Here is a 25,632-nt window from a genome sequence, read left to right as displayed (position 1 = left end):
GTTTTCCCGAGAACAGGCCCAAAACGGCAACGTAAGAAAGACAGGCCCAAAAATAAACCATCTTTCCTATAGGATACCAGCCTGAAGCCAGAAGAAAAAAGGGACAATTACATTTTCACTATTTGGGCGGAAGAAGATCTGGAAGAAGCCAGGTTACTCCAGCAGAAAACTCACCTCTACCACAGAGGAAACCGTGATCTCGCCCAGGGCCAGGGTAGCATCACCCGCCTCCATGGCCATTCCACGCAAGGCTACTTTGGCATAGCCCATGGGTTGCGGGCCACTGGAACCACCCTCATTGATCTGGTAAGGCCTGCCCACCTTGGCGCCTAGCTCAGAGGCCAGCAACGTAGCCTTCTGGCGGGCATCCAGCACCGCTTTCTTGCGGGCCTCATCCTGGTACTTGCGTAGTTGGGAGGTTTCATAACTGATGCCGTCTACCCGGTTGGCGCCCGCTTTGTAAAGCCCGGCCATGAGCTCATCAAACTTGTCTATCTTCTTGAGCGTAACAGAGATAGTGCGGGTAGCCTGGTAAAACTGTGGCGTGGTCTGCCCGTATTCACCACTGTAAACCGGCTGTATAGACAGGTAGGCGGTTTGCACGTATTTGTCTTCAATGCCGCTCTTTTTAAGGTAGCTGATTAGGGCGGCGGTGCGTTGATCGGCTTGCTTGCGGGTCTCTTCCAGGGTTTTCTCCCGGAGCTCCACCCCCACCCTGAAGACCACCTGGTCAGGCTGGACTTTTACTTCGCCCAGGCCAGAGGTACTCACCAAAGGGGGCATGACAGATGACTGGGCCAAACCCAGCAGGGGCAGCAGCAACAGCAGAAACGCAAAAACGGAGGCAGAAAGGTTTTTCATAGAAGATAGGTTAAGATAAGGGGGCCTTCACAAGTACTGTGCCGGATTTCCATAAACTGCCTACTTAACGTGCACTATCCCATTTCAGGTGTGCGCCTCACCCAATTGCTATGTATCTTTGCCCTTCTTCAGGCTTTACCCCTTTTTTATGCAGCAGCACCTGACCATCTTTGACCCATTTGAGGGCATGCGCTTTGGTAACCGCATCTGTTTTTCGTGCGGTACCCTGGTCACCGAAGACCAGCAGACCCCGGTGTTCCCGGCCTGGCTCATGGCCGAATACGGGTTGGCCCATGAGCCGCTGCGCCTGTTGGACCAAAGCGTGACCACGTACCAGGAACTGCAGATCCCGTGCTGCCGGCGCTGCCAGACCAAGCACCTGCAACCCCTGGAGGAACAGGTACAGAAGGCCCTGGCCGGGGGGGTGGACGGACTGCGGGCGCTGGATGAGAAGCTGCTGTTCCAGTGGCTGGGGAAAATGTTCTACGGTACGCTTATCACCGAACTGATCAAGGAGCAGAACCCATTGGTGCAGCCAGAGTACGCCGTGAGCGAGCAACCTAAAATGCTCATGAAGTTCCAGGCTTTTTTTAGGGTGCTGCAGTCTATACGGGTACCCATGGTGTTCCCAGATTTTCTGCCCTGTTCCCTGTTTATAGTAGACGTAGATGCCTCTTCTGAGCCTAGCCGGTTTGAGTTCAGGGATGAATTGTCTACCATGATGTTCAGCCTGCGCCTGGACAACGCCCTGCTCGTTTGTTGCCTGCTGGACAACGGCATGATCAAGCAGGCCATGCGCCGCGTGTGGGAAGAAATAGCCCCCCGGCAGCTGCAGCCTATTCAGGCCGCCGAGTTCAGCGCACGGGTATTCTACGCGGCCTACCTGCTCAATGTGATACCAGATTACCTGGTGCGGCACCCCAAACCCGAGGACGACCACCTGGTCATGGACACGCTCATTGATGACGTGACCAACGTGATCTTTAACCCATGGCAGAACAGTTCCTACGCCAAATTGCTGGCCACCGTCTGGGCCAGGTGGGGCATTACCCAGGAAGACATCCTGCGGGATCCGCAGGAACCCTTGAGCATGCTGTTTACGCCAGAGGGCGAATTCATTGCCTTTCCGGAGATTCCGGTGAAATAGAGGTACAGGGTAAGAGGGACTACTTCAAAAGCGAAAGAGGCAGGTTTATTTTGGTGCTGTTGGGTTCAGCGGGCATTGTATCCTCCAGCTTTTGGTAAAGCAATAAGGCGGCGGCGGCGGCACTTATGAGCCGTTGCTCCTTAAAATCAAGGTCTTTGTTCACCCATACTTTGCCTCTGTTGACCACCTGCACCGCTCCTAGCACCTCTTGCCCCGATTTAAACTCATAGCCCAGAATCTCTCCCGCCTGCACGCGGTGCTCGCTCTTGTAGCGGTAAACCGGTTCTATCATTATCTCATTGTCCCCATTCTGCAGAATACCCACAAAACCCTTGAAAGACATGGGGCTGCCCGGGTCTTTAGTTACTAGGAGCCAGGGGCTGCTATTAGGCACGTGCAGGGTACCCACAAAGACCTCGCGGTCATCGCCGCCCAGGCCCAATGAAACCCCTTTCCCTAGTTGAAGCTCCGTTACATTGATACCGGCCTGGCAACTCACATAGGTAGAAGCCCTGGTGCTGTCCTGCAGCGTGAATTCAAACCGCTGGTTTATTCTTTTAAAGGCTACCGGCCCCAAGGACTGCTCCCTGTAGCGGGTCCAGCCCCGGTGCACCTCTGCCACGGCAAAGTTGCCAATACTGAACTCGTTCTTAAGGCGAATGAGTTTACGGCCTTCCAGGGGCAACTCACGGGAGGACTGGAGCAGGGCGTCGCTCTGGTACATTTCAGCAAGGGTGCAGCCGCTCAACAAACCAGCAGACAGGAGGGTAGTCAGGGCAATAGCCCGTATCTTTTGAAAAAACATAGCGGATTAATAAGGTTGAAGGCATATCTTAGGGACATTCAATAGACCATTGACGGTCTGTTTACCCCTACCGGGAGCAAATCCTTTTCTTTAAGGGTCAGGCCATTGGGCCTGAAAAACGCCTGTATCTAAGCTTCTCAGGCAAAACTTCCGTATTTATCCTATACCAGACGCGCCTGCCTATGACTTTAGACGCCTACACCTTTCTCATTATCCTTAGCAGCCTGATTGTCCTTTCCTACGTGTTTGACATCGCGGCCAAGCGTTCCAAGATCCCCTCTGTTATTCTGCTTCTTACCACCGGTATTCTGCTGCAGCTGGCTGCCAAGTATTTCAACGTGACGTTACCCGGCCTCCGGAATATTCTGGAACTGTTTGGCATTATAGGCTTGATTTTGATTGTGCTGGAGGGCGCCCTGGACCTGGAGCTGAAGCGTGAAAAGCTGCCCCTCATCAGAAAAACGCTCATCACCGCCACCCTCACCCTGCTTATTACCACCGCGCTTATTGCCTGGTTCGTGAATTTCTGGCTGAACGTGCCCTATTACACGGCCATCATCAATGCTATTCCGCTGGCGGTGATCAGTAGCGCCATTGCTATTCCCAGCGTAGCCAACCTTACCCCAGAAAAGCGGGAATTCATTGTCTATGAGGCCACCTTCTCAGACATTATCGGGATTATTGCCTTCAACTTCGCTATTCAGAACCCCACCGTGGGGCTGGGGTCTTTTGTGGGCCTTACGGTAGACCTGTTGAGCATCTTTGTGATCTCCGTTGTCTGCTGCCTGGTGCTGCTCTTCTTTGTGGACAAGATCAAAAGCCACATCAAATTTTTCCTGATCATTGCCATTCTTGTGCTTCTCTACTCCATTGGCAAGAAACTGCACCTCTCCTCTTTGCTCATGGTACTCATCTTCGGCCTGATGCTCAACAACGCGGTGCTCTTCCTGAAAGGGAAACTAGCCAAGTACATTAACCTGCAGTCTTTGCAGTCTGAGATTGTGCAACTCAAGCAGATCAACGGCGAGAGTGCCTTTGTGATCAGGACGTTCTTTTTCCTGCTGTTCGGGTTTTCCATTAACCTGCAGGACCTGTACCAGCTGGACGTGTGGGTGCTGGGGTTCACCATCTTTACCATTATCTTGCTGGTGCGCTACGTTTACCTGCAGTACATTGCCCGGGTACCGCTTATCCCGGAGCTGTTCATTGCCCCCCGCGGCCTCATTACCATTCTGCTTTTCTACAGCATCCCGTCTGAATACGCCATTGTGGGCATGAATGAAAGCGTGCTGTTTTTTGTGGTGCTGCTCTCCAGCCTGCTCATGATGATGGGCCTGCTGCTCACCAAGAATGACGTGAATGAGATTCCTAACTATTAAGTTTAGGAATAGGGGAAAAGGATTACGCCTTGCTTTCAAATAGTGCTGCCACAGAAGGCAATTCTGACGTGAATTTTATAGTTTACAGTATATGAAGAAGCTGGCCTTATGTACTCTGGCATTGATATTCTGCACGGCAGTTCAGGCGCAGTCACAGGCGGGGCAGTATTTGCCTGTCCTGGACGGAAGGCCTTTCCAGCGGTTTAATGGAATAACCTCCATGAAAAATGAGCCGTTGCTCCTTTTAGGAAGCCAGGAAACCACCTACTCTTCTTTGTTGGTAAACCCTTCTGAAATTAAGATTGTAAAGACGTACCAGGATTCAGCTATTCTGGCCTCTATGGGTTACAAGGCCCGCAACGGGGTAGTACAGATAGAACTCAAACACAAGAAACCGCTGCTCAAGCTGGAAGACGTGCTGGATTACTTTGCCGTGCCTGCCCAGCAGCGGCAACTGCGGGTGCTGGTGAACAAAAGGCCCGTGCATCCCGGGCATTTCCTGGCAGATGTGAATCAGATTGAGAAGATTGAAGTCTACACGCAGGACAAGCACCACCCGCTAAGGTTAAGTTGGGATGCCGCAGAGCAGTTCCTAAACATTGTCACCAAAAAATAAGCCCTAGCCCATTTCTGTTTTAAAGCTGTTTTTCTAAAAACGTGCCTAAAACAGAAAGCTTCCTCCTCCACCCTCTTTTACAGCAGAAGTCCGTTTTGAGCCTGTTTTCTGAAAAACGGGCCCAAAACGGACTTCCTGGCAATGAAGCAAAATCAGTTACTCCACCTCGTCTTCGTCAGGGAGTATTTCTACGTTTTCTACCAGTACCAGCTTTTCAATTTCGCGGCCTCTGGGGGTATTGGCTAATCCGCCGAGGGCGGTTTCTTTGTATTTGGTTTCCATGCTCTGGCCAACCTCCCCTAGCGCCATCACGCACTGGTCTACGGGGATGACCGGGTTTACACCGGCAATGGCAATCTGGGCGCTGGAGAACGCAATGGCCGCCGCGCTGGCGTTACGCACAATACAGGGCACCTCTACCAATCCGGCCACGGGGTCACAGATGAGGCCCAGCATGCACTGGATGGTAATGGCCACGGCGGCAAATACCTGCTCTACCGTACCGCCCAGGCAATAGACAATAGCGCCGGCGCCCATAGCGGCAGCACTGCCGGTTTCAGCCTGGCAACCGCCCACGGCCCCGGCCAGAGAGGCGTTGGTTTCAATAATCAAGGCGATGCCCGCGGCTACCAACAGGCCTTCCAATATTTTATGGTCGTCTAGTTTGTGTAGGTCCTGAATGGTGGTTAAGATGCCCGGCAGAATACCCGAGGCCCCGGCGGTGGGGGCGGCCACCACGCGGCCCATGCAGGAGTTCACTTCCTTGGCCCCCAGCGCCCGGCTAATGAGCATCTGGAAGTCAGGGGACAAGACGGTCACCGGAGCGGCAGCCACTTTTTTGGCGCCGTTCTTTACCATGCCAGACCGCGAGGTCATGTCCTGGGTGAGGCCGGTTTTCACGGCATCGCGCATTACGTCATAGGCACGCTGCAGGCCGTCCCAGATCTCTTCTTCGGTGCGGCCCTTCTGCTCTATCTCATAGGCCAGCACTGCCTGGTACAACGGTTCCCCGGTGGCCTGGCAGTGGCGTTCCCAACTAGCGAAATCATTAAAAAGTAGTGACATATCTGTAAGGCAAAAGATCAAGGTAAAAAGAAATAAAACCTGCACAGGCTCTTCTCTTCTTCTACGCCAACTTGTCCTAAAAAAGTGTTTAGCCTTTAAAAGTACGTGAAAGAAAAGAGATATCTGCCATGGGTCTACTTACAGAAGCGAAATAAAGCGAACATTAGTTCCTGGTGCGTTTCTGGCTTATTTTTAGGAAATTGGCCATAAAACAGGTTTCCTATGCTGGCCTCGCTCTTACAACAAGTGCCGTATTTTACCCCTGAGGACATTGCCGCTTTCCTGCCCCTCTGGAAGAAGCGCCTGCGGGTGAACCGCTCAGATTTCCTGATCAGGGAAGGACAGGTAGAGCAACACCTCTATTTTGTGGAAAGTGGAACCCTGCGGCTGTACCTGCCAACGCCCCATGAGGAAATCTGCGTGGGCTTTGCCTACCCCAACACCTTAATCACCGCTTTCCCGTCTTTGGTTAGCCAAACGCCTTCTACGTATTGTATACAGGCCCTGCGCCGCAGCGAGCTGCTGGCCATCTCCAAAACTGATTTTGATTTAATTCAGGAAAAACGACCCGTATTTGGGAAGTTCTGGCGCATGGAACTGGAAAAGGCGCTGGCCGGAAAAATTGAACGCGAGGTAGACCTGCAACTCCCCGACCCCGCCCAGCGACTGGAGCGCCTTTTAAATAGAAGCCCGCACATTTTCCAGCTGGTGCCCCGTAAATATATTGCCTCCTACCTGCGCATGACCCCAGAGACCCTGAGCCGCATTATGTAAATCTTGATTTGGATCAAGGATTGGCAGTGAACGGGTTTTTACCTTTACTAAAAAAAAGATAACTGCCATGGAAACAGCCACTTTCATCATCCAACTAAAGCAGCAGGCCCAAGCCCAGCAGGCCCTGGTGCAAAACCAATTCCTCGCTTTGAACCCTCAAGCTCTCAATTTCAAGCCCCATGCCACCGGGTGGAGCATCTTAGAGTGCCTGGAACACCTGAACCGCTACGCCCGCTTTTACCTACCGCACCTGGAAAAGGCTTTGTCTGCGCCCGCTGCCGCCCAAGTGCCCCAAACCATACGTTACTCCTGGATGGGCAAAAAGTCCCTGGAACTAGTCAATCCTGCCAACGCCAAGAAGCACAAGACCCTCAAACACATGAACCCGCACAACAGCCAACTCACCCCTGCCGTCCTGCAGGAGTTCCTGCAGCACCAGGAAAGGCTTTTATCTCTCTTGGCAACGGCGCCCAAAGCAGACCTCAACAAAAAAGCGATTCCGGTGGAATTTTTGCGGCTACTGAAGATGCGTACCGGCGAGGCCCTGGAATTTCTGGTGCTTCACCAAGAACGCCACCTTTTGCAGGCCAAGCGCGTGAAGGAACAAGCCCAGGAACCTATCCGATTGGCGGTGTAGCGGGTAGGGTTGCCGGCTCCCGCACGTCTACTACTTCTTTTTCCCAGGTTTCCAGATTCACTTTCCAGAGTTCATGCGCGTTGGTGTTGGTGATCCAGAGAAAGCCATGGTGCACCAGCACGTCGTTGGGTTCCTGAAGACCGGCCACCACGGTTTTAATGCGTTCCTTTGCCAGGTTCATTACCTTGATTTTACCGTTGTAGGTGTCTGCTAGGTACAGGTTTCCGGCATGGGCCGAAATACCCATACAGTGCTGCAAAAAGGCCTCATCAAAATCACCGTCTTCATCGCCAAACTCAAAAAGGCCGCGGCCTATAAGGGTAGTCACAGAAGCCTTGTCCAAATCAACGGCCCTGATGGCGCTGGCCTCTGGGTCTGCCACATACAGCGTGCGGTTGACCAACGCCAGACCGCTGGGTTGATTGAAGGCGGCCTCGTGTAAGGTACCGTCGGCCAGGGCCTCGCGGCCGGTGCCGGCAAAGCGGTAAAGTTGCTGGGTCTGCAGATCCAGGCGCAGGATCTGGTGGTTTCCGGCGCTGGCCACGTAGAGGTTGTTTTGGTCTAGGGCCAGGTCCCAGGGGCTATTGGGGTTCACGGGCACGCCTGTTTCCTCATGGAAAAAATAGTAGCTCAATTCACCGGTACCGACCACCGTAGTCACTTCCCTGGTGACCAGGTTCACCTTCCGGAGGGCATTGTTCTTGGCATCGGCTACGTACAGAAACCCCTCATGCAGCGCCAGGCCGTGCGGCTCATGGAAAGAGGCCTCAGTTGCGGGCCCATCGGTAAAGCCTTGCTCGCCGCTGCCAAGGATTTCCAGTATCTGCCCGGTGGTATCCAGTTTCAGGATTCTGTTGTGGCCACTGTCAGAAAGGTAAAGGTGCCCCTGGTCATCCGCGATGAGCTTTGAAGGGAATTTAAGGGTAAAGGCCTCCGTGGTTTCAGCCTTGAAGGGGAAGGTTCTGCGGTCAATTTTATCCCCAAACGTCTGGATCAGGTCATCCAGGTAGGGCTTAATGACGTCATAGATGCCTTCTCCGGGCTTCTGGCCCACTACTTTCCCGTTGGGGTCAATGAGCACCACAGTGGGCCAGGCATTGATCGCGTACTGCTTCCAGACCTCAAAATCAGCGTCGTTCACCACGGGGTGCTCAATCCCGAATTTAAGGATGGCCTGCCGGATGGCGTTCTGCTGCTTTTCGGCGTGGAACTTAGCCGAATGAACTCCTATCACCACCAATTCCTGGGCATATTCCCTCTCCAGGCGCTTCAGGTCGGGCAGCAGGTGCTGGCAGTTAATGCAGCCAAACGTCCAAAAATCCAGCAACACAATCTTGCCCCTGAACTCCTTTAGGGAATAGGCACGATCAGTATTGAGCCAGCCGTGGCGGGTATTTATCTCAGGGGCGTTGACACGTCCGGTAAGCATAGAAGGAAGGTTAAATTCAAGAAGTGCTATATAGCGGGGTAATTTTTAAAAAACTCCTTTCTCCGCCAAAAGGTTACGGTTTAGGGAAAACAAAAAGGAGCGGAGCATGTCAGGAGAAAACCTTATTTTTGGATAAATACCTGGTGTTCATGCAGCCTGCCTATTACTCAGATTTCGGGGTTATCCTGCTCTTCCTGATTGGAGGGGTGGTCTTTATTGCCCTGGGTATGCTCACCAGCCGCCTCATCAGGCCCCACCGGCCTAACGCTGAGAAGCTGGCCACCTATGAGTCTGGCGAAGAAGCCTTGGGCAGCGCCTGGGGTGCCTTTAACCCCCGGTTCTATGTCATTGCCCTGATCTTTCTGTTGTTTGACGTAGAGCTGGCCTTTCTGTTCCCCTGGGCGGTAGTGTTTGGCAACCGTGAACTGGTGGAAAGCACCAACGGCGCCTGGGGCTGGTACGCACTGGCCGAGATGGTTTTCTTTCTGGGCGTGCTGGCGCTGGGCCTGGCCTACGCTTGGGTTAAAGGCCACCTGGACTGGATTAAACCCAAGCCGGTGCTGCCCAAGAGCAGGTCTACCATACCGGCCAGTCTTTATGAGCAGGTGAACGAGCGGTACCGGCAGAAGTAACTTTATTCAATATTCTATACATGCGTACATTTTTACTTATCCCCCTTCTTAGCTTATTCCTTTTTAGCGTCCCGGCCCAAGCCCAGAGTACAGAAGCAGAAAACCTTGACTTTTATAAGAGCCTAACCCAGGACAGTGTTCTGTTTTACTATGATTATAGCTGGAACCTGGTAGAACCCGCCTGCGCGGTCTATTACCGCCTCACTAAAATTACCCCAGAGGCTTTCTTCACAGGTGAATTCAAAGATTATAAGCTGCAGGACAGCACGTTACTGTTCTCAGGATTTTATTCTGGCAAAAAGAAGAATGGCTTATTTAAGCAGTTTCATGAGAATGGTTCAGTGTATTTCACTGGCAATTACCAAGATGACCAAAGAAAAGGCACCTGGGAATTATTCAGGCCAGACGGCAGCCTGCAGGCCAGCATTATTTTCAGTGATAACGATTACGTGATTGAGTCTGCCTGGGACGAAAACGGGAAACAGACGGTCTCAAAAGGGAATGGGCTTTTTGAGCAGGAAATCAACACGTATTTAATCAAGGGGGTTTTGAAAGATGGCGTACCAGATGGCAAATGGACCTATGGGTTCCGTAATGGTACCATCTTATCTAAAGAAGAATTTACCGCCGGAAAATTTATCAAAGGTTCCTTCCCTAACGCCCGAACCGGCAACACCTACAATGACCGTTCCCGTATCATTTTACTGCCTGTTCTTCATTCTATTGCCGCAGAAAAGTTTACCAGGCTAAAGGCCTGCCCTAAAATCACTAGTAGGCTAAAAAACAGCATTACCCTTCCCAAATACAAGCACACTACTAAAGACCTGACCGAAGTATCACGGCTATTAGCGGAGAGGATTATCAGAAGCGAAGTTGGAAGGGTGGTAGCACAGTATAAGGCGCCACTTAAATTCACTTTTATCATTGACTCCAACGGCAAGGTGAAGGATATTGAATTGGCGTCAAAAAACGTAGAAATGAGTTTTGCTGAAAAAGACGAAACCAAGCTAGTAGTTGACGTTTTAAGAAGAGCACTGGCCTCTCTAGGCGATTGGGTACCTGGGTTAAAGGATGGCAAGCCCATAGATTTCAATATGACCTACAATATTATCCCTGACTATGGCAGAGTTAATATGCGGTTTGGGTACGCCGGACCCGTTAAATAACATAACCGTTTCAAGCCTCTTTTTCCAAAAACACCCTTAAAACGCACCCATGACCCCAACAGACAAAACCGGCGAAGGCGGCGTGGTCATTGCCAAGGTAGATGACCTGCTCAACTGGGCCCGGCTCTCGGCGCTGTGGCCCATGGGGTTTGGCTTGGCTTGCTGCGCCATTGAGATGATGGGCGCCTACGGGCCCGCCTATGATTTGGACCGGCTGGGCGTCATTCCAAGGCCTTCGCCTAGGCAAAGTGATGTCATGATTGTGGCCGGCACCGTCACCTTCAAGATGGCCGACCGCATCCGGCGCCTTTACGAGCAGATGCCTGAGCCGCGGTACGTTATTTCCATGGGCAGCTGTTCTAACTGCGGCGGCCCTTACTGGGAGCACGGCTACCACGTAGTGAAGGGCGTGGACCGCATTATACCCGTTGACGTGTACGTGCCAGGCTGCCCGCCCCGCCCCGAGGCTCTCATTGGCGGTTTTCTAGAACTGCAGGCCATTATCAGAAAAGAGAGAGTGGTGGCAGCGCCCAAGGCGGTGCTCAAGCTCATGCAGAAACAGGAACCATCCTCTAACGTGTAGCCCATGACCTTTCCAGAACTCCACCAACTGCTGCTCACCCGCTTTGGCCCAGAAATTATTTTAGGCGAAGAAATACACCCCCACCAGTCGTTCCTGCTCATCGCGCCAGCGCAGATTGCCCAGGTAGCTGAGTTTTTGCATGACCATGAGCAAACGTATTTTGATTTTCTTTCCTGCCTCACCGGCGTAGACAACGGCCCTGAGGCGGGCACCCTGGAGGTGCTCTACCACCTGTACTCTATCCCCTACAACCATCACTTGGCCCTTAAGGTACAGGTATCCCGCAATGCCCCGGAAGAACCCTTGCCAGAAGTGCCCACCGTGAGTTCTGTCTGGCGTTCCGCCGATTGGCACGAGCGCGAAGTGTTTGATCTGGTGGGCATCGGGTTTATCCAGCACCCAGACCTGCGCCGCATTCTCTGCCCCGCCGATTGGCAAGGCCACCCCCTCCGGAAAGATTACGTCTGGCCTCAGGAATACCACGGCATTAAAGTACCCTATGACCGCCACAATGAAGAGAATGGTTTTAAAAACGAATGGCTGAACCCTACCACCCATGTATAAACTCCTGGACTTCCTCTCTTTGCTCCTGAACATTAGAACCGCCAGAAACACAGAAGGAATAAGATTGGCCCCTTTGGCTTGGTTGAGAAAGCTGTGGCAGGTGCTAAGGGTTGCGCTTCTGCTGTTCCTGGCATTTTTCGGGGTCCTGGTTTTAACCAGTTTCCTGACAGACACCTACTTTAAGCAAAGAAACACCTCCAATAAACTGGACAGCCTGAGCAGGATTATTGTGCATCACCGGCAAACCCAGTCCATGTTACCAGTTTCCCTAAAGGAGGTGATAGCCAATGACCCGCAGAAAAGAGACCTGGCCAAAGACAGCTGGGGAAACCAGATGCACTACCTGTTCAACCAGCAGAGCCGCACCTTTTCACTTACCTCAGCCGGGAAAGACCAGGTACTACACACGGCAGATGACATGACGTTGCGCGTGGAAGTAGGAAGTACATTATAAACTTATTTTCCTGTTTCCAGCCTGTTTTTCAGAAAGTAGCCCCAAAACGCAAAACCCCTTGGCCACCCAAACCCAATATACCCAGTACCTGCTGCAGTCTGAGCCCAATAAGTTCAGCCTGAAAAACCTGCAGCACGGTGAGCTCCTGCTCAACATGGGGCCGCAGCACCCGGCCACGCACGGAGTACTGCGCCTGGAGGTGATCACCGACGGTGAACTGGTGGTGGACGTGGTGCCGCACATAGGCTACCTGCACCGCTGCTTTGAGAAACACGCCGAGGCCCTCACTTACCAGCAGACTATTCCGTACGTGGACCGCATGGACTACCTGGCGGCTATGAACTCAGAGCACGTGTGGTGCATGGCCGTGGAGAAAATGCTGGGCCTGGACGGGCAACTGCCCAAGCGCGTGGAGTACATACGGGTGCTTATGGCCGAACTCAACCGCATTGCCTCGCACTTCATCGCTATTGGCACCTACGGTATTGATATTGGGGCTTTCACGCCGTTTCTGTGGCTCATGCGCGACCGCGAACATATCCAGCGCCTGCTGGAGTGGGTCACGGGGGCGCGTATGCTCTACAACTACATCTGGGTGGGTGGGCTGTACTATGATTTGCCGGTAGGCTTTGAGCAGCGCTGCCGCGAGTTTATTCAGTACCTGCAACCCAAGCTAGACGAACTGGACACCCTGCTGCTGCACAATAAAATCTTTATTGACCGAACCGCCAACGTAGGCACCTTGCCCCTAGACGTGGCTATCAACTACGGCTGCTCGGGCCCCATGCTTAGAGGTTCAGGCCTTAGGTTTGATTTGCGGCGCGTAGACGGCTACTCAGTATACCCAGAGCTGGACTTTGACATACCCGTAGGCTTGGGCCTTGCGGGCGCCGTGGGCGATTGCTGGGATAGAAACTACGTGCGGGCGCAGGAGTGCCGCGAGAGCCTCAAGATCATTGCCCAGTGCTTAGATCAACTGGAAGGCGACCATAAACGCACCCCAGACTTTGACCCGCAGGCCCTATGCCCCAAGAAAATTCGGCCCGTGGCCCAGGACTTTTATTTTAGAGCCGAGACCCCGCGGGGCGAGCTGGGCTATTTCTTCCGGACCACCGGCCGCACCGATGTGCCGTTCCGCTGCAAGGGCCGTTCGCCCTGCTTTTCTAACCTATCAGTACTCCCTGAAATAAGCAAAGGCTGCATGGTTTCAGACCTCATTGCCATTGTGGGCTCCGTAGACATTGTGTTGGGCGAACTAGACCGGTAAAACACCGTACAAACGGAAGTTCTAACCTGACTTCTCATGAACTATGATGTACGTATTTTTACCCTCTTTTTTTTCTAAAGTAAAGCATTTGGCGGTAGTGCCCTGTCTCTGGGTAGCCCTTTTGGCGGCCCCGGCGCAAGCGCAGGTGGTAGCAGATTCTACCCGCCAGGATGTTGTTTCTGCAGACACCGTTAAGGCTGTTGACAAAGGCCGTGACCCCTACCTGCAGAAAGGAGAATTGCGCAAACGCCTTATCATGCCGGCTGTCTTTGTGGGCACCGGCTTGCTCATGATCAACAACGGCATCTATGACCGGAAAGACGTTCGGCATGACCTACGCACCACTCTCTTCCCCAATTTCAAAACCGACATAGACGATTACCTTATCTTCGCGCCAGCCATAAGCCTGGTCGCCTTTGATGTGCTGTCATCACAGAACCGCCACGCCGTTACGCGGCAGGTGGCGCTGTTGGCTGCCTCGGGCGCCTTGGCCTCGGCCATCATGTGGCCCATGAAAAAAATCACCAATGAGCCCCGGCCCAACGGCGAAAACAACTACTCCTTTCCGTCTGGCCACACCACCTACGCTTTTGTGGTAGCCACCATGGTAAGCCGCGAGTTCAAGGGCAAGAGCAAATGGATAGGGATTGCCAGCTATACCGCCGCCGGCACCACCGGCCTTTTCAGGGTCTTGAATGATGCCCACTGGATATCTGATGTACTGGCTGGTGCCGGGGTAGGCGTGCTGTCTACCAACCTGGTGTACCTGGCCAATGACCGCTGGTTCAAAGACAAAGGCTTCAATGCCCAGTTTATGCCCACCATTTTGCCCAACGGCTCGCCGGGCCTGGGCATGGTCATTCTGTTAAACTAAGGCCGAAGGTGCGTTTTGGGCCTGTTTTTAAGAAAACGGGCCTAAAACGGGTGGCTTTACTTATTCCTATTTGTTTTAACTCAATCTTTACGTTCAGCCTTTAAATCCCCTACCGTTGAGCTTTAAAACTTATTTGATGACGCCGCTCCTATGGATTACCTTATCCGTAGGAATGACCGCCCAGGCGCAGGTAATAGACACTACCGCTAGTGTGGTAGCCCCTCCTTCGCCGCAGGCGGTGCCTGGAAAGTCCGCAACAAACCAGTACCTGAAACGGGCGGTATTGCCATCGGCTATTCTCATTGTGGCGGGCATCTCCACTATCAAAGACAACGGTTTTTATAGTAGCTATGACGCCAGCCGTGACGCTCGCTCCGCGTTCCCCAACTTCAGCAACAACATAGACGATTACCTTTTCTTTGTGCCCATTGTGGGTCTGTACGGGTTTAACCTGTTCTCCTCACAAAACAAACATGACATCAGGCGACAAACAGGTCTGGTGCTGGCGTCTGGGGCCTTGACGACCCTGGTGATTTACCCCATCAAAATCATCACGGCCCAGGAACGGCCCAACGGGTTGCCGCGGGCGTTCCCTTCGGGCCACACGGCCTACGCCTTCACCATTGCCACCATTGTAGACAAGGAGTTCAGGGGCAAGAGCAAATGGATTAGTATTGGCAGCTATACCATCGCCTCGGCCACGGGGGTGATGCGGGTCCTCAACAATGAACACTGGATGGCCGATGTGCTGGCCGGGGCCGGCATTGGTATTCTCTCGGTGAACACCGTCTATTTTCTGCATGACCGCCTCCTGCGCAACAAGGGCCTGAACGCCTCTGTCGCGCCCACGGTGCTACCCAACGGCCAGCTGGGCCTAGGCATGGCATTGCAGTTTTAGATTGCTGATGGTTGATTGTCAATTGACGGTTGCTGATTGTTATAAACAATTCTGTTGCTGGCCATAGCCTATGATTTCTTCCGTCTGGAATATTCACTTCAATGGAAAATTCCACGTAAAAACAATCAGCAATTAACAACCAGCAATTAAAATGAAGATCCTCACCGCTGCCCAGACCCGAGACGCTGATGCCTATACCATTGCACACGAGCCCATTTCTTCCCTAGACCTGATGGAACGCGCGGCGGGCGCGCTGGTGGAGTGGCTGGAGAAACGGTATTCCCCTGATAAGCCGTTCTACGTTTTCTGCGGGCCCGGCAATAACGGTGGTGATGGCCTGGCGGCGGCCCGGCTTCTGCACCAGGATGGGTATGACGTGCAGGTGTTTCTGGTGGGCTCAGGCCAGAAGACTTCCCCAGATTTTGACCAGAACCTCCAGCGCCTTCCGCAAGAGATCACCGTCGCTCATCTGCAAACTACCGCCGGGTTGAGCGATGTCTCGCCCCTGGGCATCCTCCTGGACGGTCTTTTCGGCTCAGGCTTATCCCGGCCGCTGCAAGGCGTGTACGCAGAAATGGTGGACTATATAAACCGGCAGGAAGCCACGGTGGTGGCCATAGACATACCATCGGGCCTTTTTGCTGATGCGCCTCTGGCAGAGGAAAGCCCCGTGGTGAAGGCAGATATTACTTTGTCTTTTGAACAGCCCAAGCTGACGTTTTTCCTGCCGGCCGCCGGGGCGTTTGTAGGCGAATGGCACGTATTGCCCATTGGTCTGTACCCCACATTTCTGGAGCAGGTTTCCTCACCTTACCGGGTTCTCACAAAAGAGATGGCGCAACGTCTTTTACTACCAAGAGCCAAATTTTCGCATAAAGGTTCCTACGGCCACGCGCTGCTGGTAGGCGGGAGCTACGGCAAGATGGGGGCCATCACGCTGGCGGCCCATGCGGCCTTGCGGGCGGGGGTGGGCCTGCTTACGGTTCAGGTGCCGCAGGCAGGCTATACCATTCTGCAGACCGCCGTCCCAGAAGCCATGGCCCTCACCGATGACCATGATCTGCACCTTACCAAGTTCCCGGAAGGGCTGGACCGCTATCAATGCCTGGGGATAGGCCCTGGGCTGGGGCAGCACGAAGAGTCACGGCTGGCGCTGGAGCGGTTGTTCAAAGAGCAGGTGCCGCCCCCGCTGGTTCTGGACGCCGATGCCCTGAACCTGCTGGCCGCTGACCGCGCCCTTCGGCAACACCTGCCCCCAGACAGTATCTTAACCCCGCACCCCAAAGAATTTGAGCGCCTCACGGGCCCGGCTACTGATGATTTTCACCGGCTGCAACTGCTCCAGACCTTTTGTGCGGAACATAACTGTTATGTAGTCTTGAAAGGCGCCCATTCCTGCATTGGTAGCCCAGACGGCACACTATACTTTAACACCACTGGCAACCCCGGCATGGCCACCGGCGGCGCAGGAGATGTGCTTACCGGAATTCTCACCGGACTGCGGGCGCAAGGCTACTCACCTCTGGATACCTGTCTGCTAGGCGTGTACCTGCATGGGCTCTCCGGAGACCTGGCCGTCGAGCAAGAAGGGCAAGCCTCCCTCATCGCGTCAGACCTGTATATCTATTTAGGAAGGGCTTTTAAGAAGCTGGCGGAACAAGAAGGCGTAGGTGCGTTTTGAGCCTGTTTTTAGTAAAACAGGCTCAAAACGCACCTACAAAGGTTGGTTACTCTCAAGAGTAGTCAGACCTGACGAAACCAGAAAAAAGGTTTTTTTAAAACTGTCTTAAAATCTAGGACAGCAACCAGACCAGAATAAACTGTACCAGCATCATGCCATCTGCCAGAATAAGGAAGTAATACTGGGAACGGTACTGATGGGAATACCAAACCACCAAGCCGGCACCTATGCCCGCCAGTCCCAGAGAAATGGTAGCCGTCCAGGACATTGAGAGCGGCGCCAACAGCACATACAACAGCAGGGCTCCCAAGGCTATTTGTTTAGTCTTCAAAATGCCCCACTTGCCCGGGAACGTAAGGGTACCGCTCTGTTTGTCTTTGTAAAGGTCTCTAATATCAAACACCAGGGTTAGGGCAAAAATAAATAAGAAGCGGCGCAGGAAGATGAGCAAGTTTTCCCCGGCAAACAGGTCTTTGCCCGCCTCCATGAGCGGCAACTGCACAGTAACGGCAGACCAGACATAGGCAATGAGAAACACCTTCAGCAAGGGAATATCCCGTAACGGAATGTAGCGTTCACCCTCTGGCACAATGGCTACCGAGTACAGTCCAGCCACTACTACCAAATGCAGCAGAAACCAGAAGTTTAAATCAAAGATGGCCGTCCAGTACAGGAAAAGCACGCTCAAGGCACTGCCCAGCGACAGGAAAATGAGCTCCAGCCGATTCTTCTGGATCCAGGCGGCCCGGGGCGTGTGCCCTCCTTCCTGGTTGAATTTGTAAGGCAGCAGGCTATCTACATTGTAGATAAAGAACGTGGAGAAAAACACGATTACCCCTAACCGCAGCGAAATAGGCATACTGGTCAGCAGATAGGTTTCCCAGACCAGTGCCGTAGCGCACAGGGCAAGAAAGATATTGCTGTACAGAATAAACTTCAAGATTCTCTTGGCTAGCCTCATGCAATAGGATATCAACGGGGTAAGGTTTCCCTTCTGGTTAGCAAGATACGGCTGCTTAAAATAGAGGTGCAACTATATTCTTCTGTTTCTGGAGAGCCAGCTTTTAAGGCAGTCCGTCAGGGCAAAAAAAAGCGCCACTCTCCTATACGGGAAGTGGCGCCTGACAACCAACCAGTGGCTGTTCCTTAATTTTGGTCTCTAAAGGTGGTATTGTACAGCTCAATGCTTTGCTCAATGATCTTGTAGGCATCTTCGCGGCCCAGGAAGTTCTCTACAATCACTTCTTTGTGCTCTAACTTCTTATAGTCTTCAAAGAAGCGCTGAATCTCAAGCAAAGTGTGCGGGGGCAACTCAGAAATATCATTGAAGTGCTTCACAGACATGTCATTGGCTGCTACGGCGATGATCTTATCATCTTCCTCGTTGTTGTCAATCATCTGCATCACGCCAATCACCTTGGCATCAATCAGGCACATGGGGGCTACGTCTATGGAGCAAAGCACCAGAATATCCAAGGGGTCTTTGTCATCACAGTAGGTCTGCGGAATAAAGCCGTAGTTGGCCGGGTAGTGTACCGCCGAAAACAAGACGCGGTCCAGTTTCAACATACCGCTGTCTTTGTCCAGTTCGTATTTTGCTTTTGAACCTTTGGGGATTTCAATAATACCGGTTACAATCTTAGGCGCGTCTTCGCCGTAAGCCACATCATGCCATGGATTCATGGCGACTTTTGAAGTCTCTAACATATTTCTCTTTCTCTAATTCACTTGTTGTGTTACTTCTGCATGTATTCCAGCAGGGGTTTGCCCGTTGTTCCGTTGGGCTCCTGGATCTTTAGCCAGGCGGCAATGCTGGGGGCAATGTCTATTATATTGGTTCTTACGTGTGATGTTCCCTGGGGCACTTGCCAGCCATACCATACCAACGGGACGTGCGTATCATAACCCCAGGCGGTGCCGTGGCTGGTGCCCTTTATTTCGGCGCGGCCGTAACCGTCATACCAACCTGGCTGCAATACCATCATCACGTCTCCAGACCTATAGGGCATGTACCCATTCTCTATCATCATGCCAATGCCCGTTGACCAATGCGAGCGCATAAGGGCATCTGCCGTGAAGGAGCGCATAATTCCCGGAAAGCGCTGTACAAACCGGGCGCATTCTTCCTGCAGGTCCACCAGATTCACTTTCTTGCTTTCGGCAACCTCATGGTTCAGGTAAATCTGCTGGTTCATGAACTTGATGATGTAATCCGCTTTCCCGAATTTTTGGTTCAGGTGCTTGGCCAGGGAATCACGCATGATGGCCCCGTTGGTTGTGCCCGCCGGAATGCGGTAATTCTTCAGGTACGTGGGATTGTTAGCCCCGGCGTGGTCTGCGGTTAGAAAAACCAGAACGTTTTCTTTGCCCAAATGGTTGTCCAAAAATTTCAGGAAATCAGCCAGGTCCCGGTCCAGGCGCAGATAGGTATCTTGCACCTCAATGGAATTTGGCCCAAACTGATGGCCAATGTAATCTGGCGAAGAAAAGCTCATAGCCAGAAAATCTGTGACGTCTCCTTTGCCCAGATTCTCCGCCTTGATGGCTTCAATGGCAAAGTCTTTGGTGTAGGTATTTCCGGCGGGAAGTGAGCGTAACAGGTCAAAGGTCTTTCCTCTCAACCCTGGTACGTCATGCGGGAAAACCGGCTTCTTTTCCCCGGCAAAGGTGCCTTCATACGGTTGGTCGTCCTGGTCGCTTTCTGTGTATTGGGCAATGGGCAGCAAGGTAGTCCAGGGCTGGCTTAGGTACTGATCTGCCAGTTTACGGCTGTTGAACGCTTGCACCCATGCGGGTAATTGCGTCATGTAGAACGTGCTGGTGATCATGGCCCCGTTGCTGCCGTCAAACCAATAGGCGGCATTAGCGGCGTGCCCGGCGGGCAGAATGGAACCCCGGTCTTTCAGGCTCAACCCAATCACCTTGCTTTTATGGTTGGTAGCCAGTTTGAGCTCATCTGTGATGGTGGAGGAGATCACGTTCACCGGCGACATTTCCCCGGCTATAGAAGTACTGCCCACGGTTTTCACTGTCTGGTCTTCTGCGCAGTAGAGGTTACGGCCCGTGGTGCGGTTATACCAGTCATTGCCAATGATGCCGTGCACCGCCGGGGTGGTACCAGTATAGATGGAAGCATGGCCAGGCCCCGTATAGGTGGGCACGTAGTTATAGTGGTTGTTCTGAAAATTAAACCCCTGGTTGACTAACCGCTTAAAGCCGTCATTGGTGAATTTATCCCAGAACCGGTAGAGGTAGTCATAGCGCATCTGGTCTACCACAATCCCAATCACCAGCTTCGGCTTTTCAGGAGTAGCGTTTCTAGACTTCTTTTTCTGGGCCATGCCTGGGCTCGTGGCCAGCAACAGCACCATAAACAGTAACCAGGGGGACTTGAATTTTGTCAACATGCGCTTCTTATTTCCTTAAGTATGTTTCAGAGCCGTTTTTGGAAAAACAGGCCCAAAACGTAAAGATACCAGTACCAGCGTGCCAGACTAATATTTCAGGCTTCGGCCCAGAAATTTAACGTGGGCGTAACGCACTGGCTAAAAAGCAAAACGCCCATTTTTCAATGGGCGCGCTGCTTGTATAGTGATTAGACGGTCTATCTACTGGCTGCCAGCGCCTCAGCACCACCCACAATCTCCAGGATCTCAGTGGTAATGGCGGCCTGCCGCGTTCGGTTATAGGTCAGTTTCAATTCTTTCAATAACTCACCGGCGTTCTCAGTGGCTTTGTCCATAGCGGTCATACGGGCACCGTGCTCAGAGGCATTGGATTCCAACACGGCCTTGTACACCTGAATCTTCAGAGACTTAGGAATCAACTGCTCCACAATCTCTTCTTTGGAAGGTTCAAAGATATAGTCAGACTCCACCTGATTGGCTGTTTGCTCCTCCGTTTTCTCCTGGATGGGAAGCAACTGTTCGGTGCGCACAATCTGGGTGGCCACGTTTTTGAACTCGTTGTACACAAGGTCCACTTGATCATAGGTACCGGCCACAAAACCGTCCATGGCTTGTTCTGCCGCCACGCGTACCCGCTCAAAGGAAAGATTATTGAATACAGTAGTGTAATCTCCCGCCAACGGCATGTTGCGCTTGTGGAAGAACTCATGGCCTTTTTTACCAATGGCCATGATCTCTACATTACCGGCTGCTGCCTGGGCACTGTACCGCTCATTGATAAGGTTGTTCACGGCTTTCATCACGTTACTGTTGAAAGCTCCGCAAAGACCGCGGTCTGAAGTAACGGCAATGATCAATACGCGTTGTACATCGCGCTTCTGTCCATATACATTTTCGCCGGCCTCGCTGCTTACGTTTGAGAGGTTAGAGAGAATGTTGTTCAGACGCTGGGCATACGGACGCATGCGCAGGATATTATCCTGGGCCCGGCGCAGCTTAGCCGCCGCCACCATTTTCATGGCTTTGGTGATTTGCTGCGTAGATCCTACCGATACAATGCGGTTACGTACTTCTTTTAAACTAGCCATTAATAGTTAGTCAGATATGAACAGAGAAAGAAGAGCACACGGTTGCCCGGCATGCTCTTCTTCTGTTGATTAATTATTTACGGTACTTGGCAGTAAGCTCACGAGCTACCTGCTTCAGCTCATTGGTTACGTTATCGTCAATCTTACCTGCTCTCAACGCATCCAATACCGGACGGTGCTGCGCGTTCAAGGTAGTAGTAAAGTCTTTCTCAAACGTACGTACTTCGTTTACCGGAACGTCGTCAATCAGACCATTGGTACAGCAGTAAATCATAGCTACCTGATCTTCTACAGATACCGGAGAGAACTGGGCCTGCTTCAATACTTCCAGGTTTCTACGGCCACGCTCAATAGTCAATTTGGTAGCAGCATCCAAGTCAGAACCGAACTTAGCAAACGCTTCCAGTTCACGGAACTGCGCCTGATCCAGTTTCAAGGTACCTGCCACTTTCTTCATTGACTTGATCTGGGCGTTACCACCTACACGAGACACCGAGATACCTACGTTGATGGCCGGACGGATACCAGAGTTGAACAAGTTAGTTTCCAGGAAGATCTGACCGTCTGTGATTGAGATCACGTTGGTTGGGATATAGGCAGAAACGTCACCGGCCTGCGTCTCAATGATAGGAAGAGCGGTCAAAGAACCACCACCTTTTACCAAGTGCTTGATAGACTCTGGCAAGTCATTCATATCCTGCGCGATGGAGTCAGAGGCGTTAATCTTAGCGGCACGCTCCAACAAACGGGAGTGCAGATAGAATACGTCCCCTGGGTAGGCCTCACGTCCTGGAGGACGACGAAGCAGCAGGGACACTTCACGGTACGCAACGGCTTGTTTAGACAAGTCATCATATACTACCAAGGCAGGACGACCGGTATCACGGAAGAACTCGCCAATAGCAGCACCGGTGAACGGCGCATAGAACTGCAGAGGAGCTGGATCAGCAGCCGGAGCAGCTACTACCACAGTGTAACGCATAGCGCCACTGGCTTCCAGCGCGTTTACAATCTGAGCCACGGTAGAGGCTTTCTGCCCGATGGCTACATAGATACAGAATACAGGCTCTCCACGGTCAAAGAACTCACCCTGGTTGATGATGGTGTCAATAGCCACGGCAGATTTACCTGTCTGGCGGTCACCAATGATCAACTCCCGCTGGCCACGGCCAATCGGAATCATAGAGTCAATGGCTTTGATACCGGTTTGCAACGGCTCGTTTACCGGCTGACGGTAAATTACACCTGGTGCTTTTCTTTCAATTGGCATTTCGTACAGCTCGCCCACTAAAGGACCTTTGCCGTCTATTGGCTGACCTAGGGTGTTCACCACACGGCCTACCATGCCATCACCTACTCTTACAGAGGCAATTTTATTTGTTCTTCTAACTGTATCGCCTTCTTTGATGCCGCTCCAGTCACCCAACAATACCGCACCTACGTTGTCTTCTTCCAGGTTCAGTACAAGGGCTTGCAGACCGTTTTCAAACTCGATCAACTCCCCAGACTGGGCCTTAGACAAGCCGTAAATACGCGCAACACCGTCACCGATTTGCAGAACCGTACCAACTTCTTCCAGTTCAGCTTCTGTTCTGAAATTTGACAGCTGTTCTCTTAAAATAGCTGACACTTCATCAGGTCTAACTTCTGCCATGATTATAGTTTAGTAATGTATGGGTTTTCTTTAAACTTGTTTTTCAACTTCTGCACGCGTGAACGCACAGTACTATCTAATTGTTCATCTCCAATGCGGAGCAAATAACCACCAATTACTTCGGGGTCAACCGTTTCCTGCAATTCTACTTTCATGCCGGTGCGGTCTTCTACCATTTTCTGGAAAGTGGCCCGCAGGTCTGCCGTTAAAGGAACAGCGGTGGTCACTGTAGCCTTCTGTATTCCTTTTAATAAGTTGTATTGCGTCACAAACTCCCTGGCCACGGCATCCAGCACATTCTCCCGGTTTTTCTGGGTAATGATTCTGAAGAAGGCCATGGTCATGGCGTTTACCTTATTGCCGAAAATAGCCGTTAGGATAGCCAGTTTCTTATCGTGCTTTACAATAGGGTTGCATAACGCCAGTTGCAAGTCACGGTTTTCTTCTACCGTTTTGGTAAAAAGGAGCATATCAGCATATATCTGCTCCAGCAGGCCTTTTTCCTCAGCCAGCCCCAGCAATGATTTTGCGTACCTGGAGGCAACTCTGATGTCTGACATTTCTTTCTCTTGCGTGAATGATTAAAACTCAGGCTTCCTTTTCAAAGCGGGAAGCGCCGCTCCTGTTACGTATTACTTCAGGCTTACCTCAGCATCCTGCAGGTAGCTCTCTACCAACGCACGTTGGGCTTGCTGGTCTTGCAGTTCACGTCTCAGTAATTTCTCGGCAATGTCAATAGACAAAGAAGCGGCCAGGTTTTTCACCTCAGTCAAAGCAGCGTTCTTCTCATTCTCAATAGACAAGCGGGCTTGCTCTACCAGGCGGGCACCTTCTTCGTTGGCTTTGGTGCGGGCCGTTTCCACTAGGTGGTTAGCTGCCTCAGAAGCGTCTTTCAGAATGCGGTCACGCTCAGCGCGGGCTTCTGTTAAAAGACGCTCGTTGTCTGCTTTCAGGGCCTGCATCTCCAGCTTGGCTTTCTCAGCCATGCTAAGGGCGGCGTCAATGTTGTCTTCGCGCTCACGCAGGGCCGCCATGATAGGCTTCCAGGCAAACTTAGATAACAGGAAAAGCACCACCAAAAAGGTGATCACTTGCCAGATAAGTAATCCGATACCCGGGGTTACTAATGGATTCATGTTGTATGGTTATTTAACGAAAGGTATTCTTTTTCAACGTATACGTTCTACTTGCTCTTTTTCCCCTCAACCCGTCCAGACCAATCGTCAGGACGGGTGAGGCGAAAGCATCCAACTATTGGATGAAAGAAATCAGAAGGCAAACCACTACCCCAAACAGGGCAACACCTTCAATAAGAGCAGAAGCGATAATCATCGCTGTCTGGATCTTACCACCGGCCTCTGGTTGTCTGGCAATAGATTCCATGGCAGAGCCACCGATTCTACCGATACCCAAACCGGCACCAAGAGCCACTAAACCAGCGCCGATACCGGCACCCATGATCGCGTAGCCTGAGCCAAGAGACAATGCAAGCAATAATCCTAACATAGTAGTAGTATATATAGTTAAAAAAAGGAATTCAAAAATTAATGGTGTGCGTCTACCGCGTAAGGGGCATCACCATGGCCCATGTCATCATGGTGGTCATGCTCCTCTACCGCGCCGCCAAAGTACATGGCAGACAGCAGGGTGAAGATATACGCCTGCAACAGGGCCACAAACAACTCAAGGAAGTTCATGAACGTGGCAAACGCCACACTCACCGGCCCAATGGCTAAGCTTTCAAAGATAAAGATCAAACTGAACAAACTCAGGATGATGATGTGCCCCGCCGTGATGTTGGCGAAAAGCCGGACCATCAAAGAGAAGGGCTTGGTGAAGATACCAATCACCTCTACCAAGGGCATGATAGGAATACCCCACTTCAACCACCACGGAACACCAGGGGTATTGAAGATGTGTCCCCAGTAAGATTTGTTTCCGCTGAACACGGTAATCAATAAGGTCATTAAAGCCAGCACCAGCGTAACGGCAATGTTACCGGTTAAGTTAGCCCCACCTGGTATCAAACCCAACAGGTTGTTAAACCAGATAAAGAAGAACACGGTCAGCAGGTACGGCATGAAGCGCTCATACTTAGGCCCGATGTTGGTTTTGGCAATCTCATCGCGCACAAACACAATGATGGGCTCAAAGAAAGACTGCAAACCTCTTGGTGCGCGGCCACGGTTCTTTTTGTAAGCACCGGCAATAGAGAAGAATACCAGGAACAACAGCAGCACACTCACAAACATAGAGGCCACGTTCTTGGTAATGGAGATATCAAATGGACCTACGTGGGTTTCCTCGCCTTTTTCATTCAAGGCAGTACGCGGGTGCCCGTTGGCATCGGCGTAATAAATATGACCGTGCTCCAACACATAGCCATTATAGGGCTGCAGGTTATGGTGGGCGTCATAGAAATTAGAGGAAGAGAAGACATCCAGCCCGTTCTCGCCATATAATATAACCGGCAAGGGCAGTACCAGACCATCAGCAAAATGCCAGGTATAATCATCCCCTACGTGGTGCATAATCATGTCACCGGGGCTGAATTTGGCGTTTTCGGCAGATTCTGCCGCTTGGGCTGAAAAAGTAAGAATAGTAAGCAGGAATACGAGTATCTTCTTCATTCAGAGCGGATTAAAAGGAAC

27 protein-coding genes are annotated in these 25,632 nt (G+C 52.0%); 14 read left to right on the top strand and 13 right to left on the bottom strand.

The window, feature by feature from the left end; genetic code table 11:
• Positions 1 to 153: 153 nt before the first annotated feature.
• A complete protein-coding gene (locus ACYVJQ_RS18975) occupies positions 154 to 861 on the bottom strand; it encodes an SIMPL domain-containing protein (RefSeq protein WP_460894695.1) in 708 nt (235 codons plus the stop codon).
• Between the two features lie 148 nt (positions 862 to 1,009).
• Here ACYVJQ_RS18975 and ACYVJQ_RS18970 point away from each other — a divergent pair, with 148 nt between their 5' ends.
• Positions 1,010 to 2,008, top strand: coding sequence for a hypothetical protein (locus ACYVJQ_RS18970; protein ID WP_460894694.1), 999 nt, complete (start codon positions 1,010 to 1,012; stop codon positions 2,006 to 2,008).
• A gap of 19 nt (positions 2,009 to 2,027) precedes the next feature.
• On the opposite strand, the gene ACYVJQ_RS18965 is transcribed toward ACYVJQ_RS18970, so the two are convergent.
• Positions 2,028 to 2,813, bottom strand: coding sequence for a hypothetical protein (locus ACYVJQ_RS18965; RefSeq protein WP_460894693.1), 786 nt, complete (start codon positions 2,811 to 2,813; stop codon positions 2,028 to 2,030).
• A gap of 182 nt (positions 2,814 to 2,995) precedes the next feature.
• On the opposite strand from ACYVJQ_RS18965, the gene ACYVJQ_RS18960 reads away from it, so the two are divergent.
• Together ACYVJQ_RS18960 and ACYVJQ_RS18955 are read left to right on the top strand one after the other, a co-directional pair.
• Positions 2,996 to 4,192 carry a cation:proton antiporter domain-containing protein gene (locus ACYVJQ_RS18960; protein WP_460894692.1) on the top strand — a complete coding sequence of 399 codons (1,197 nt, stop codon included), beginning with the start codon at positions 2,996 to 2,998 and terminating at the stop codon, positions 4,190 to 4,192.
• A 220-nt stretch (positions 4,193 to 4,412) separates the two neighbouring features.
• Positions 4,413 to 4,808: a hypothetical protein gene (locus ACYVJQ_RS18955; RefSeq protein WP_460894691.1), complete on the top strand. Its 396-nt coding sequence runs from the start codon at positions 4,413 to 4,415 to the stop codon at positions 4,806 to 4,808.
• A 156-nt stretch (positions 4,809 to 4,964) separates the two neighbouring features.
• Here the strand turns inward: ACYVJQ_RS18955 and sdaAA are convergent, their stop codons facing one another.
• Complete coding sequence (gene sdaAA / locus ACYVJQ_RS18950; protein ID WP_460894690.1) at positions 4,965 to 5,873, bottom strand: L-serine ammonia-lyase, iron-sulfur-dependent, subunit alpha; 909 nt, start codon at positions 5,871 to 5,873, stop codon at positions 4,965 to 4,967.
• 222 nt (positions 5,874 to 6,095) lie between these two features.
• Here sdaAA and ACYVJQ_RS18945 point away from each other — a divergent pair, with 222 nt between their 5' ends.
• Together ACYVJQ_RS18945 and ACYVJQ_RS18940 are read left to right on the top strand one after the other, a co-directional pair.
• Positions 6,096 to 6,647, top strand: coding sequence for a Crp/Fnr family transcriptional regulator (locus tag ACYVJQ_RS18945; protein ID WP_460894689.1), 552 nt, complete (start codon positions 6,096 to 6,098; stop codon positions 6,645 to 6,647).
• Between the two features lie 67 nt (positions 6,648 to 6,714).
• The gene (locus ACYVJQ_RS18940) at positions 6,715 to 7,284 is read left to right on the top strand and encodes a DinB family protein (protein ID WP_460894688.1); all 570 of its coding nucleotides are present in this window, start codon (positions 6,715 to 6,717) and stop codon (positions 7,282 to 7,284) included.
• On the opposite strand, the gene ACYVJQ_RS18935 is transcribed toward ACYVJQ_RS18940, so the two are convergent.
• Positions 7,265 to 8,713, bottom strand: a complete 1,449-nt coding sequence (locus tag ACYVJQ_RS18935) for a thioredoxin-like domain-containing protein (protein WP_460894687.1) — start codon at positions 8,711 to 8,713, stop codon at positions 7,265 to 7,267. The two genes, ACYVJQ_RS18940 and ACYVJQ_RS18935, sit on opposite strands and share 20 nt — an antisense overlap.
• A 149-nt stretch (positions 8,714 to 8,862) precedes the next feature.
• Here ACYVJQ_RS18935 and ACYVJQ_RS18930 point away from each other — a divergent pair, with 149 nt between their 5' ends.
• The 9 genes from ACYVJQ_RS18930 to ACYVJQ_RS18890 all read left to right on the top strand — a co-directional run bounded on the left by ACYVJQ_RS18930 (position 8,863) and on the right by ACYVJQ_RS18890 (position 16,832).
• On the top strand, positions 8,863 to 9,345 hold the full coding sequence (locus ACYVJQ_RS18930) for an NADH-quinone oxidoreductase subunit A (protein ID WP_460894834.1): 483 nt from the start codon (positions 8,863 to 8,865) through the stop codon (positions 9,343 to 9,345).
• 20 nt (positions 9,346 to 9,365) lie between these two features.
• Positions 9,366 to 10,511, top strand: coding sequence for a toxin-antitoxin system YwqK family antitoxin (locus ACYVJQ_RS18925; protein WP_460894686.1), 1,146 nt, complete (start codon positions 9,366 to 9,368; stop codon positions 10,509 to 10,511).
• A gap of 49 nt (positions 10,512 to 10,560) precedes the next feature.
• Positions 10,561 to 11,094: an NADH-quinone oxidoreductase subunit B gene (locus ACYVJQ_RS18920; RefSeq protein ID WP_460894685.1), complete on the top strand. Its 534-nt coding sequence runs from the start codon at positions 10,561 to 10,563 to the stop codon at positions 11,092 to 11,094.
• 3 nt (positions 11,095 to 11,097) lie between these two features.
• Positions 11,098 to 11,658, top strand: coding sequence for an NADH-quinone oxidoreductase subunit C (locus ACYVJQ_RS18915; RefSeq protein ID WP_460894684.1), 561 nt, complete (start codon positions 11,098 to 11,100; stop codon positions 11,656 to 11,658).
• On the top strand, positions 11,651 to 12,112 hold the full coding sequence (locus tag ACYVJQ_RS18910; protein WP_460894683.1) for a hypothetical protein: 462 nt from the start codon (positions 11,651 to 11,653) through the stop codon (positions 12,110 to 12,112). The genes ACYVJQ_RS18915 and ACYVJQ_RS18910 overlap by 8 nt, the downstream gene beginning before the upstream one ends.
• A 58-nt stretch (positions 12,113 to 12,170) precedes the next feature.
• Entirely contained in the window at positions 12,171 to 13,379 is a 1,209-nt protein-coding gene (locus tag ACYVJQ_RS18905) for an NADH-quinone oxidoreductase subunit D (RefSeq protein WP_460894682.1), read from the top strand.
• Positions 13,380 to 13,422: 43 nt separating this feature from the next.
• Complete coding sequence (locus ACYVJQ_RS18900; RefSeq protein WP_460894681.1) at positions 13,423 to 14,253, top strand: phosphatase PAP2 family protein; 831 nt, start codon at positions 13,423 to 13,425, stop codon at positions 14,251 to 14,253.
• A 136-nt stretch (positions 14,254 to 14,389) separates the two neighbouring features.
• Positions 14,390 to 15,151, top strand: a complete 762-nt coding sequence (locus tag ACYVJQ_RS18895; RefSeq protein ID WP_460894680.1) for a phosphatase PAP2 family protein — start codon at positions 14,390 to 14,392, stop codon at positions 15,149 to 15,151.
• Between the two features lie 151 nt (positions 15,152 to 15,302).
• Positions 15,303 to 16,832, top strand: a complete 1,530-nt coding sequence (locus tag ACYVJQ_RS18890) for an NAD(P)H-hydrate dehydratase (protein WP_460894679.1) — start codon at positions 15,303 to 15,305, stop codon at positions 16,830 to 16,832.
• A 112-nt stretch (positions 16,833 to 16,944) separates the two neighbouring features.
• Here ACYVJQ_RS18890 and ACYVJQ_RS18885 read toward each other — a convergent pair whose 3' ends face one another.
• From ACYVJQ_RS18885 to atpB, 9 genes are all read right to left on the bottom strand, one after another.
• Positions 16,945 to 17,772 (bottom strand): UbiA prenyltransferase family protein, encoded by an 828-nt coding sequence (locus tag ACYVJQ_RS18885; RefSeq protein WP_460894678.1) that lies wholly within the window; start codon positions 17,770 to 17,772, stop codon positions 16,945 to 16,947.
• 206 nt (positions 17,773 to 17,978) lie between these two features.
• Positions 17,979 to 18,515: an inorganic diphosphatase gene (locus tag ACYVJQ_RS18880; protein WP_460894833.1), complete on the bottom strand. Its 537-nt coding sequence runs from the start codon at positions 18,513 to 18,515 to the stop codon at positions 17,979 to 17,981.
• A gap of 53 nt (positions 18,516 to 18,568) precedes the next feature.
• Entirely contained in the window at positions 18,569 to 20,239 is a 1,671-nt protein-coding gene (pafA, locus tag ACYVJQ_RS18875; protein ID WP_460894677.1) for an alkaline phosphatase PafA, read from the bottom strand.
• A 197-nt stretch (positions 20,240 to 20,436) separates the two neighbouring features.
• Positions 20,437 to 21,327 (bottom strand): ATP synthase F1 subunit gamma, encoded by an 891-nt coding sequence (gene atpG / locus ACYVJQ_RS18870; RefSeq protein ID WP_460894676.1) that lies wholly within the window; start codon positions 21,325 to 21,327, stop codon positions 20,437 to 20,439.
• Positions 21,328 to 21,400: 73 nt separating this feature from the next.
• A complete protein-coding gene (gene atpA / locus ACYVJQ_RS18865) occupies positions 21,401 to 22,981 on the bottom strand; it encodes a F0F1 ATP synthase subunit alpha (RefSeq protein ID WP_460894675.1) in 1,581 nt (526 codons plus the stop codon).
• Between the two features lie 2 nt (positions 22,982 to 22,983).
• The gene (gene atpH, locus ACYVJQ_RS18860; RefSeq protein WP_460894674.1) at positions 22,984 to 23,541 is read right to left on the bottom strand and encodes an ATP synthase F1 subunit delta; all 558 of its coding nucleotides are present in this window, start codon (positions 23,539 to 23,541) and stop codon (positions 22,984 to 22,986) included.
• A gap of 72 nt (positions 23,542 to 23,613) precedes the next feature.
• Entirely contained in the window at positions 23,614 to 24,117 is a 504-nt protein-coding gene (locus ACYVJQ_RS18855) for a F0F1 ATP synthase subunit B (RefSeq protein ID WP_460894673.1), read from the bottom strand.
• 115 nt (positions 24,118 to 24,232) lie between these two features.
• The gene (gene atpE / locus ACYVJQ_RS18850; RefSeq protein ID WP_048922327.1) at positions 24,233 to 24,487 is read right to left on the bottom strand and encodes an ATP synthase F0 subunit C; all 255 of its coding nucleotides are present in this window, start codon (positions 24,485 to 24,487) and stop codon (positions 24,233 to 24,235) included.
• Between the two features lie 38 nt (positions 24,488 to 24,525).
• Positions 24,526 to 25,611 (bottom strand): F0F1 ATP synthase subunit A, encoded by a 1,086-nt coding sequence (gene atpB, locus ACYVJQ_RS18845; RefSeq protein WP_460894672.1) that lies wholly within the window; start codon positions 25,609 to 25,611, stop codon positions 24,526 to 24,528.
• Between the last annotated feature and the right edge of the window lie 21 nt (positions 25,612 to 25,632).

The organism is Rufibacter soli, from assembly GCF_054781795.1.
This window is presented reverse-complemented; position numbering and strand designations above follow the sequence as displayed.

What these genes read in the sequence shown, in the direction of transcription:
- ACYVJQ_RS18975 (WP_460894695.1), bottom strand. Translation starts at nt 861, where the DNA reads ATGAAAAACCTTTCTGCCTCCGTTTTTGCGTTTCTGCTGTTGCTGCTG.
- ACYVJQ_RS18970 (WP_460894694.1), top strand. Translation starts at nt 1,010, where the DNA reads ATGCAGCAGCACCTGACCATCTTTGACCCATTTGAGGGCATGCGCTTT.
- ACYVJQ_RS18965 (WP_460894693.1), bottom strand. Translation starts at nt 2,813, where the DNA reads ATGTTTTTTCAAAAGATACGGGCTATTGCCCTGACTACCCTCCTGTCT.
- ACYVJQ_RS18960 (WP_460894692.1), top strand. Translation starts at nt 2,996, where the DNA reads ATGACTTTAGACGCCTACACCTTTCTCATTATCCTTAGCAGCCTGATT.
- ACYVJQ_RS18955 (WP_460894691.1), top strand. Translation starts at nt 4,413, where the DNA reads ATGAAAAATGAGCCGTTGCTCCTTTTAGGAAGCCAGGAAACCACCTAC.
- sdaAA (WP_460894690.1), bottom strand. Translation starts at nt 5,873, where the DNA reads ATGTCACTACTTTTTAATGATTTCGCTAGTTGGGAACGCCACTGCCAG.
- ACYVJQ_RS18945 (WP_460894689.1), top strand. Translation starts at nt 6,096, where the DNA reads ATGCTGGCCTCGCTCTTACAACAAGTGCCGTATTTTACCCCTGAGGAC.
- ACYVJQ_RS18940 (WP_460894688.1), top strand. Translation starts at nt 6,715, where the DNA reads ATGGAAACAGCCACTTTCATCATCCAACTAAAGCAGCAGGCCCAAGCC.
- ACYVJQ_RS18935 (WP_460894687.1), bottom strand. Translation starts at nt 8,713, where the DNA reads ATGCTTACCGGACGTGTCAACGCCCCTGAGATAAATACCCGCCACGGC.
- ACYVJQ_RS18930 (WP_460894834.1), top strand. Translation starts at nt 8,863, where the DNA reads ATGCAGCCTGCCTATTACTCAGATTTCGGGGTTATCCTGCTCTTCCTG.
- ACYVJQ_RS18925 (WP_460894686.1), top strand. Translation starts at nt 9,366, where the DNA reads ATGCGTACATTTTTACTTATCCCCCTTCTTAGCTTATTCCTTTTTAGC.
- ACYVJQ_RS18920 (WP_460894685.1), top strand. Translation starts at nt 10,561, where the DNA reads ATGACCCCAACAGACAAAACCGGCGAAGGCGGCGTGGTCATTGCCAAG.
- ACYVJQ_RS18915 (WP_460894684.1), top strand. Translation starts at nt 11,098, where the DNA reads ATGACCTTTCCAGAACTCCACCAACTGCTGCTCACCCGCTTTGGCCCA.
- ACYVJQ_RS18910 (WP_460894683.1), top strand. Translation starts at nt 11,651, where the DNA reads ATGTATAAACTCCTGGACTTCCTCTCTTTGCTCCTGAACATTAGAACC.
- ACYVJQ_RS18900 (WP_460894681.1), top strand. Translation starts at nt 13,423, where the DNA reads ATGATGTACGTATTTTTACCCTCTTTTTTTTCTAAAGTAAAGCATTTG.
- ACYVJQ_RS18895 (WP_460894680.1), top strand. Translation starts at nt 14,390, where the DNA reads ATGACGCCGCTCCTATGGATTACCTTATCCGTAGGAATGACCGCCCAG.
- ACYVJQ_RS18890 (WP_460894679.1), top strand. Translation starts at nt 15,303, where the DNA reads ATGAAGATCCTCACCGCTGCCCAGACCCGAGACGCTGATGCCTATACC.
- ACYVJQ_RS18880 (WP_460894833.1), bottom strand. Translation starts at nt 18,515, where the DNA reads ATGAATCCATGGCATGATGTGGCTTACGGCGAAGACGCGCCTAAGATT.
- pafA (WP_460894677.1), bottom strand. Translation starts at nt 20,239, where the DNA reads ATGTTGACAAAATTCAAGTCCCCCTGGTTACTGTTTATGGTGCTGTTG.
- atpG (WP_460894676.1), bottom strand. Translation starts at nt 21,327, where the DNA reads ATGGCTAGTTTAAAAGAAGTACGTAACCGCATTGTATCGGTAGGATCT.
- atpA (WP_460894675.1), bottom strand. Translation starts at nt 22,981, where the DNA reads ATGGCAGAAGTTAGACCTGATGAAGTGTCAGCTATTTTAAGAGAACAG.
- atpH (WP_460894674.1), bottom strand. Translation starts at nt 23,541, where the DNA reads ATGTCAGACATCAGAGTTGCCTCCAGGTACGCAAAATCATTGCTGGGG.
- ACYVJQ_RS18855 (WP_460894673.1), bottom strand. Translation starts at nt 24,117, where the DNA reads ATGAATCCATTAGTAACCCCGGGTATCGGATTACTTATCTGGCAAGTG.
- atpE (WP_048922327.1), bottom strand. Translation starts at nt 24,487, where the DNA reads ATGTTAGGATTATTGCTTGCATTGTCTCTTGGCTCAGGCTACGCGATC.
- atpB (WP_460894672.1), bottom strand. Translation starts at nt 25,611, where the DNA reads ATGAAGAAGATACTCGTATTCCTGCTTACTATTCTTACTTTTTCAGCC.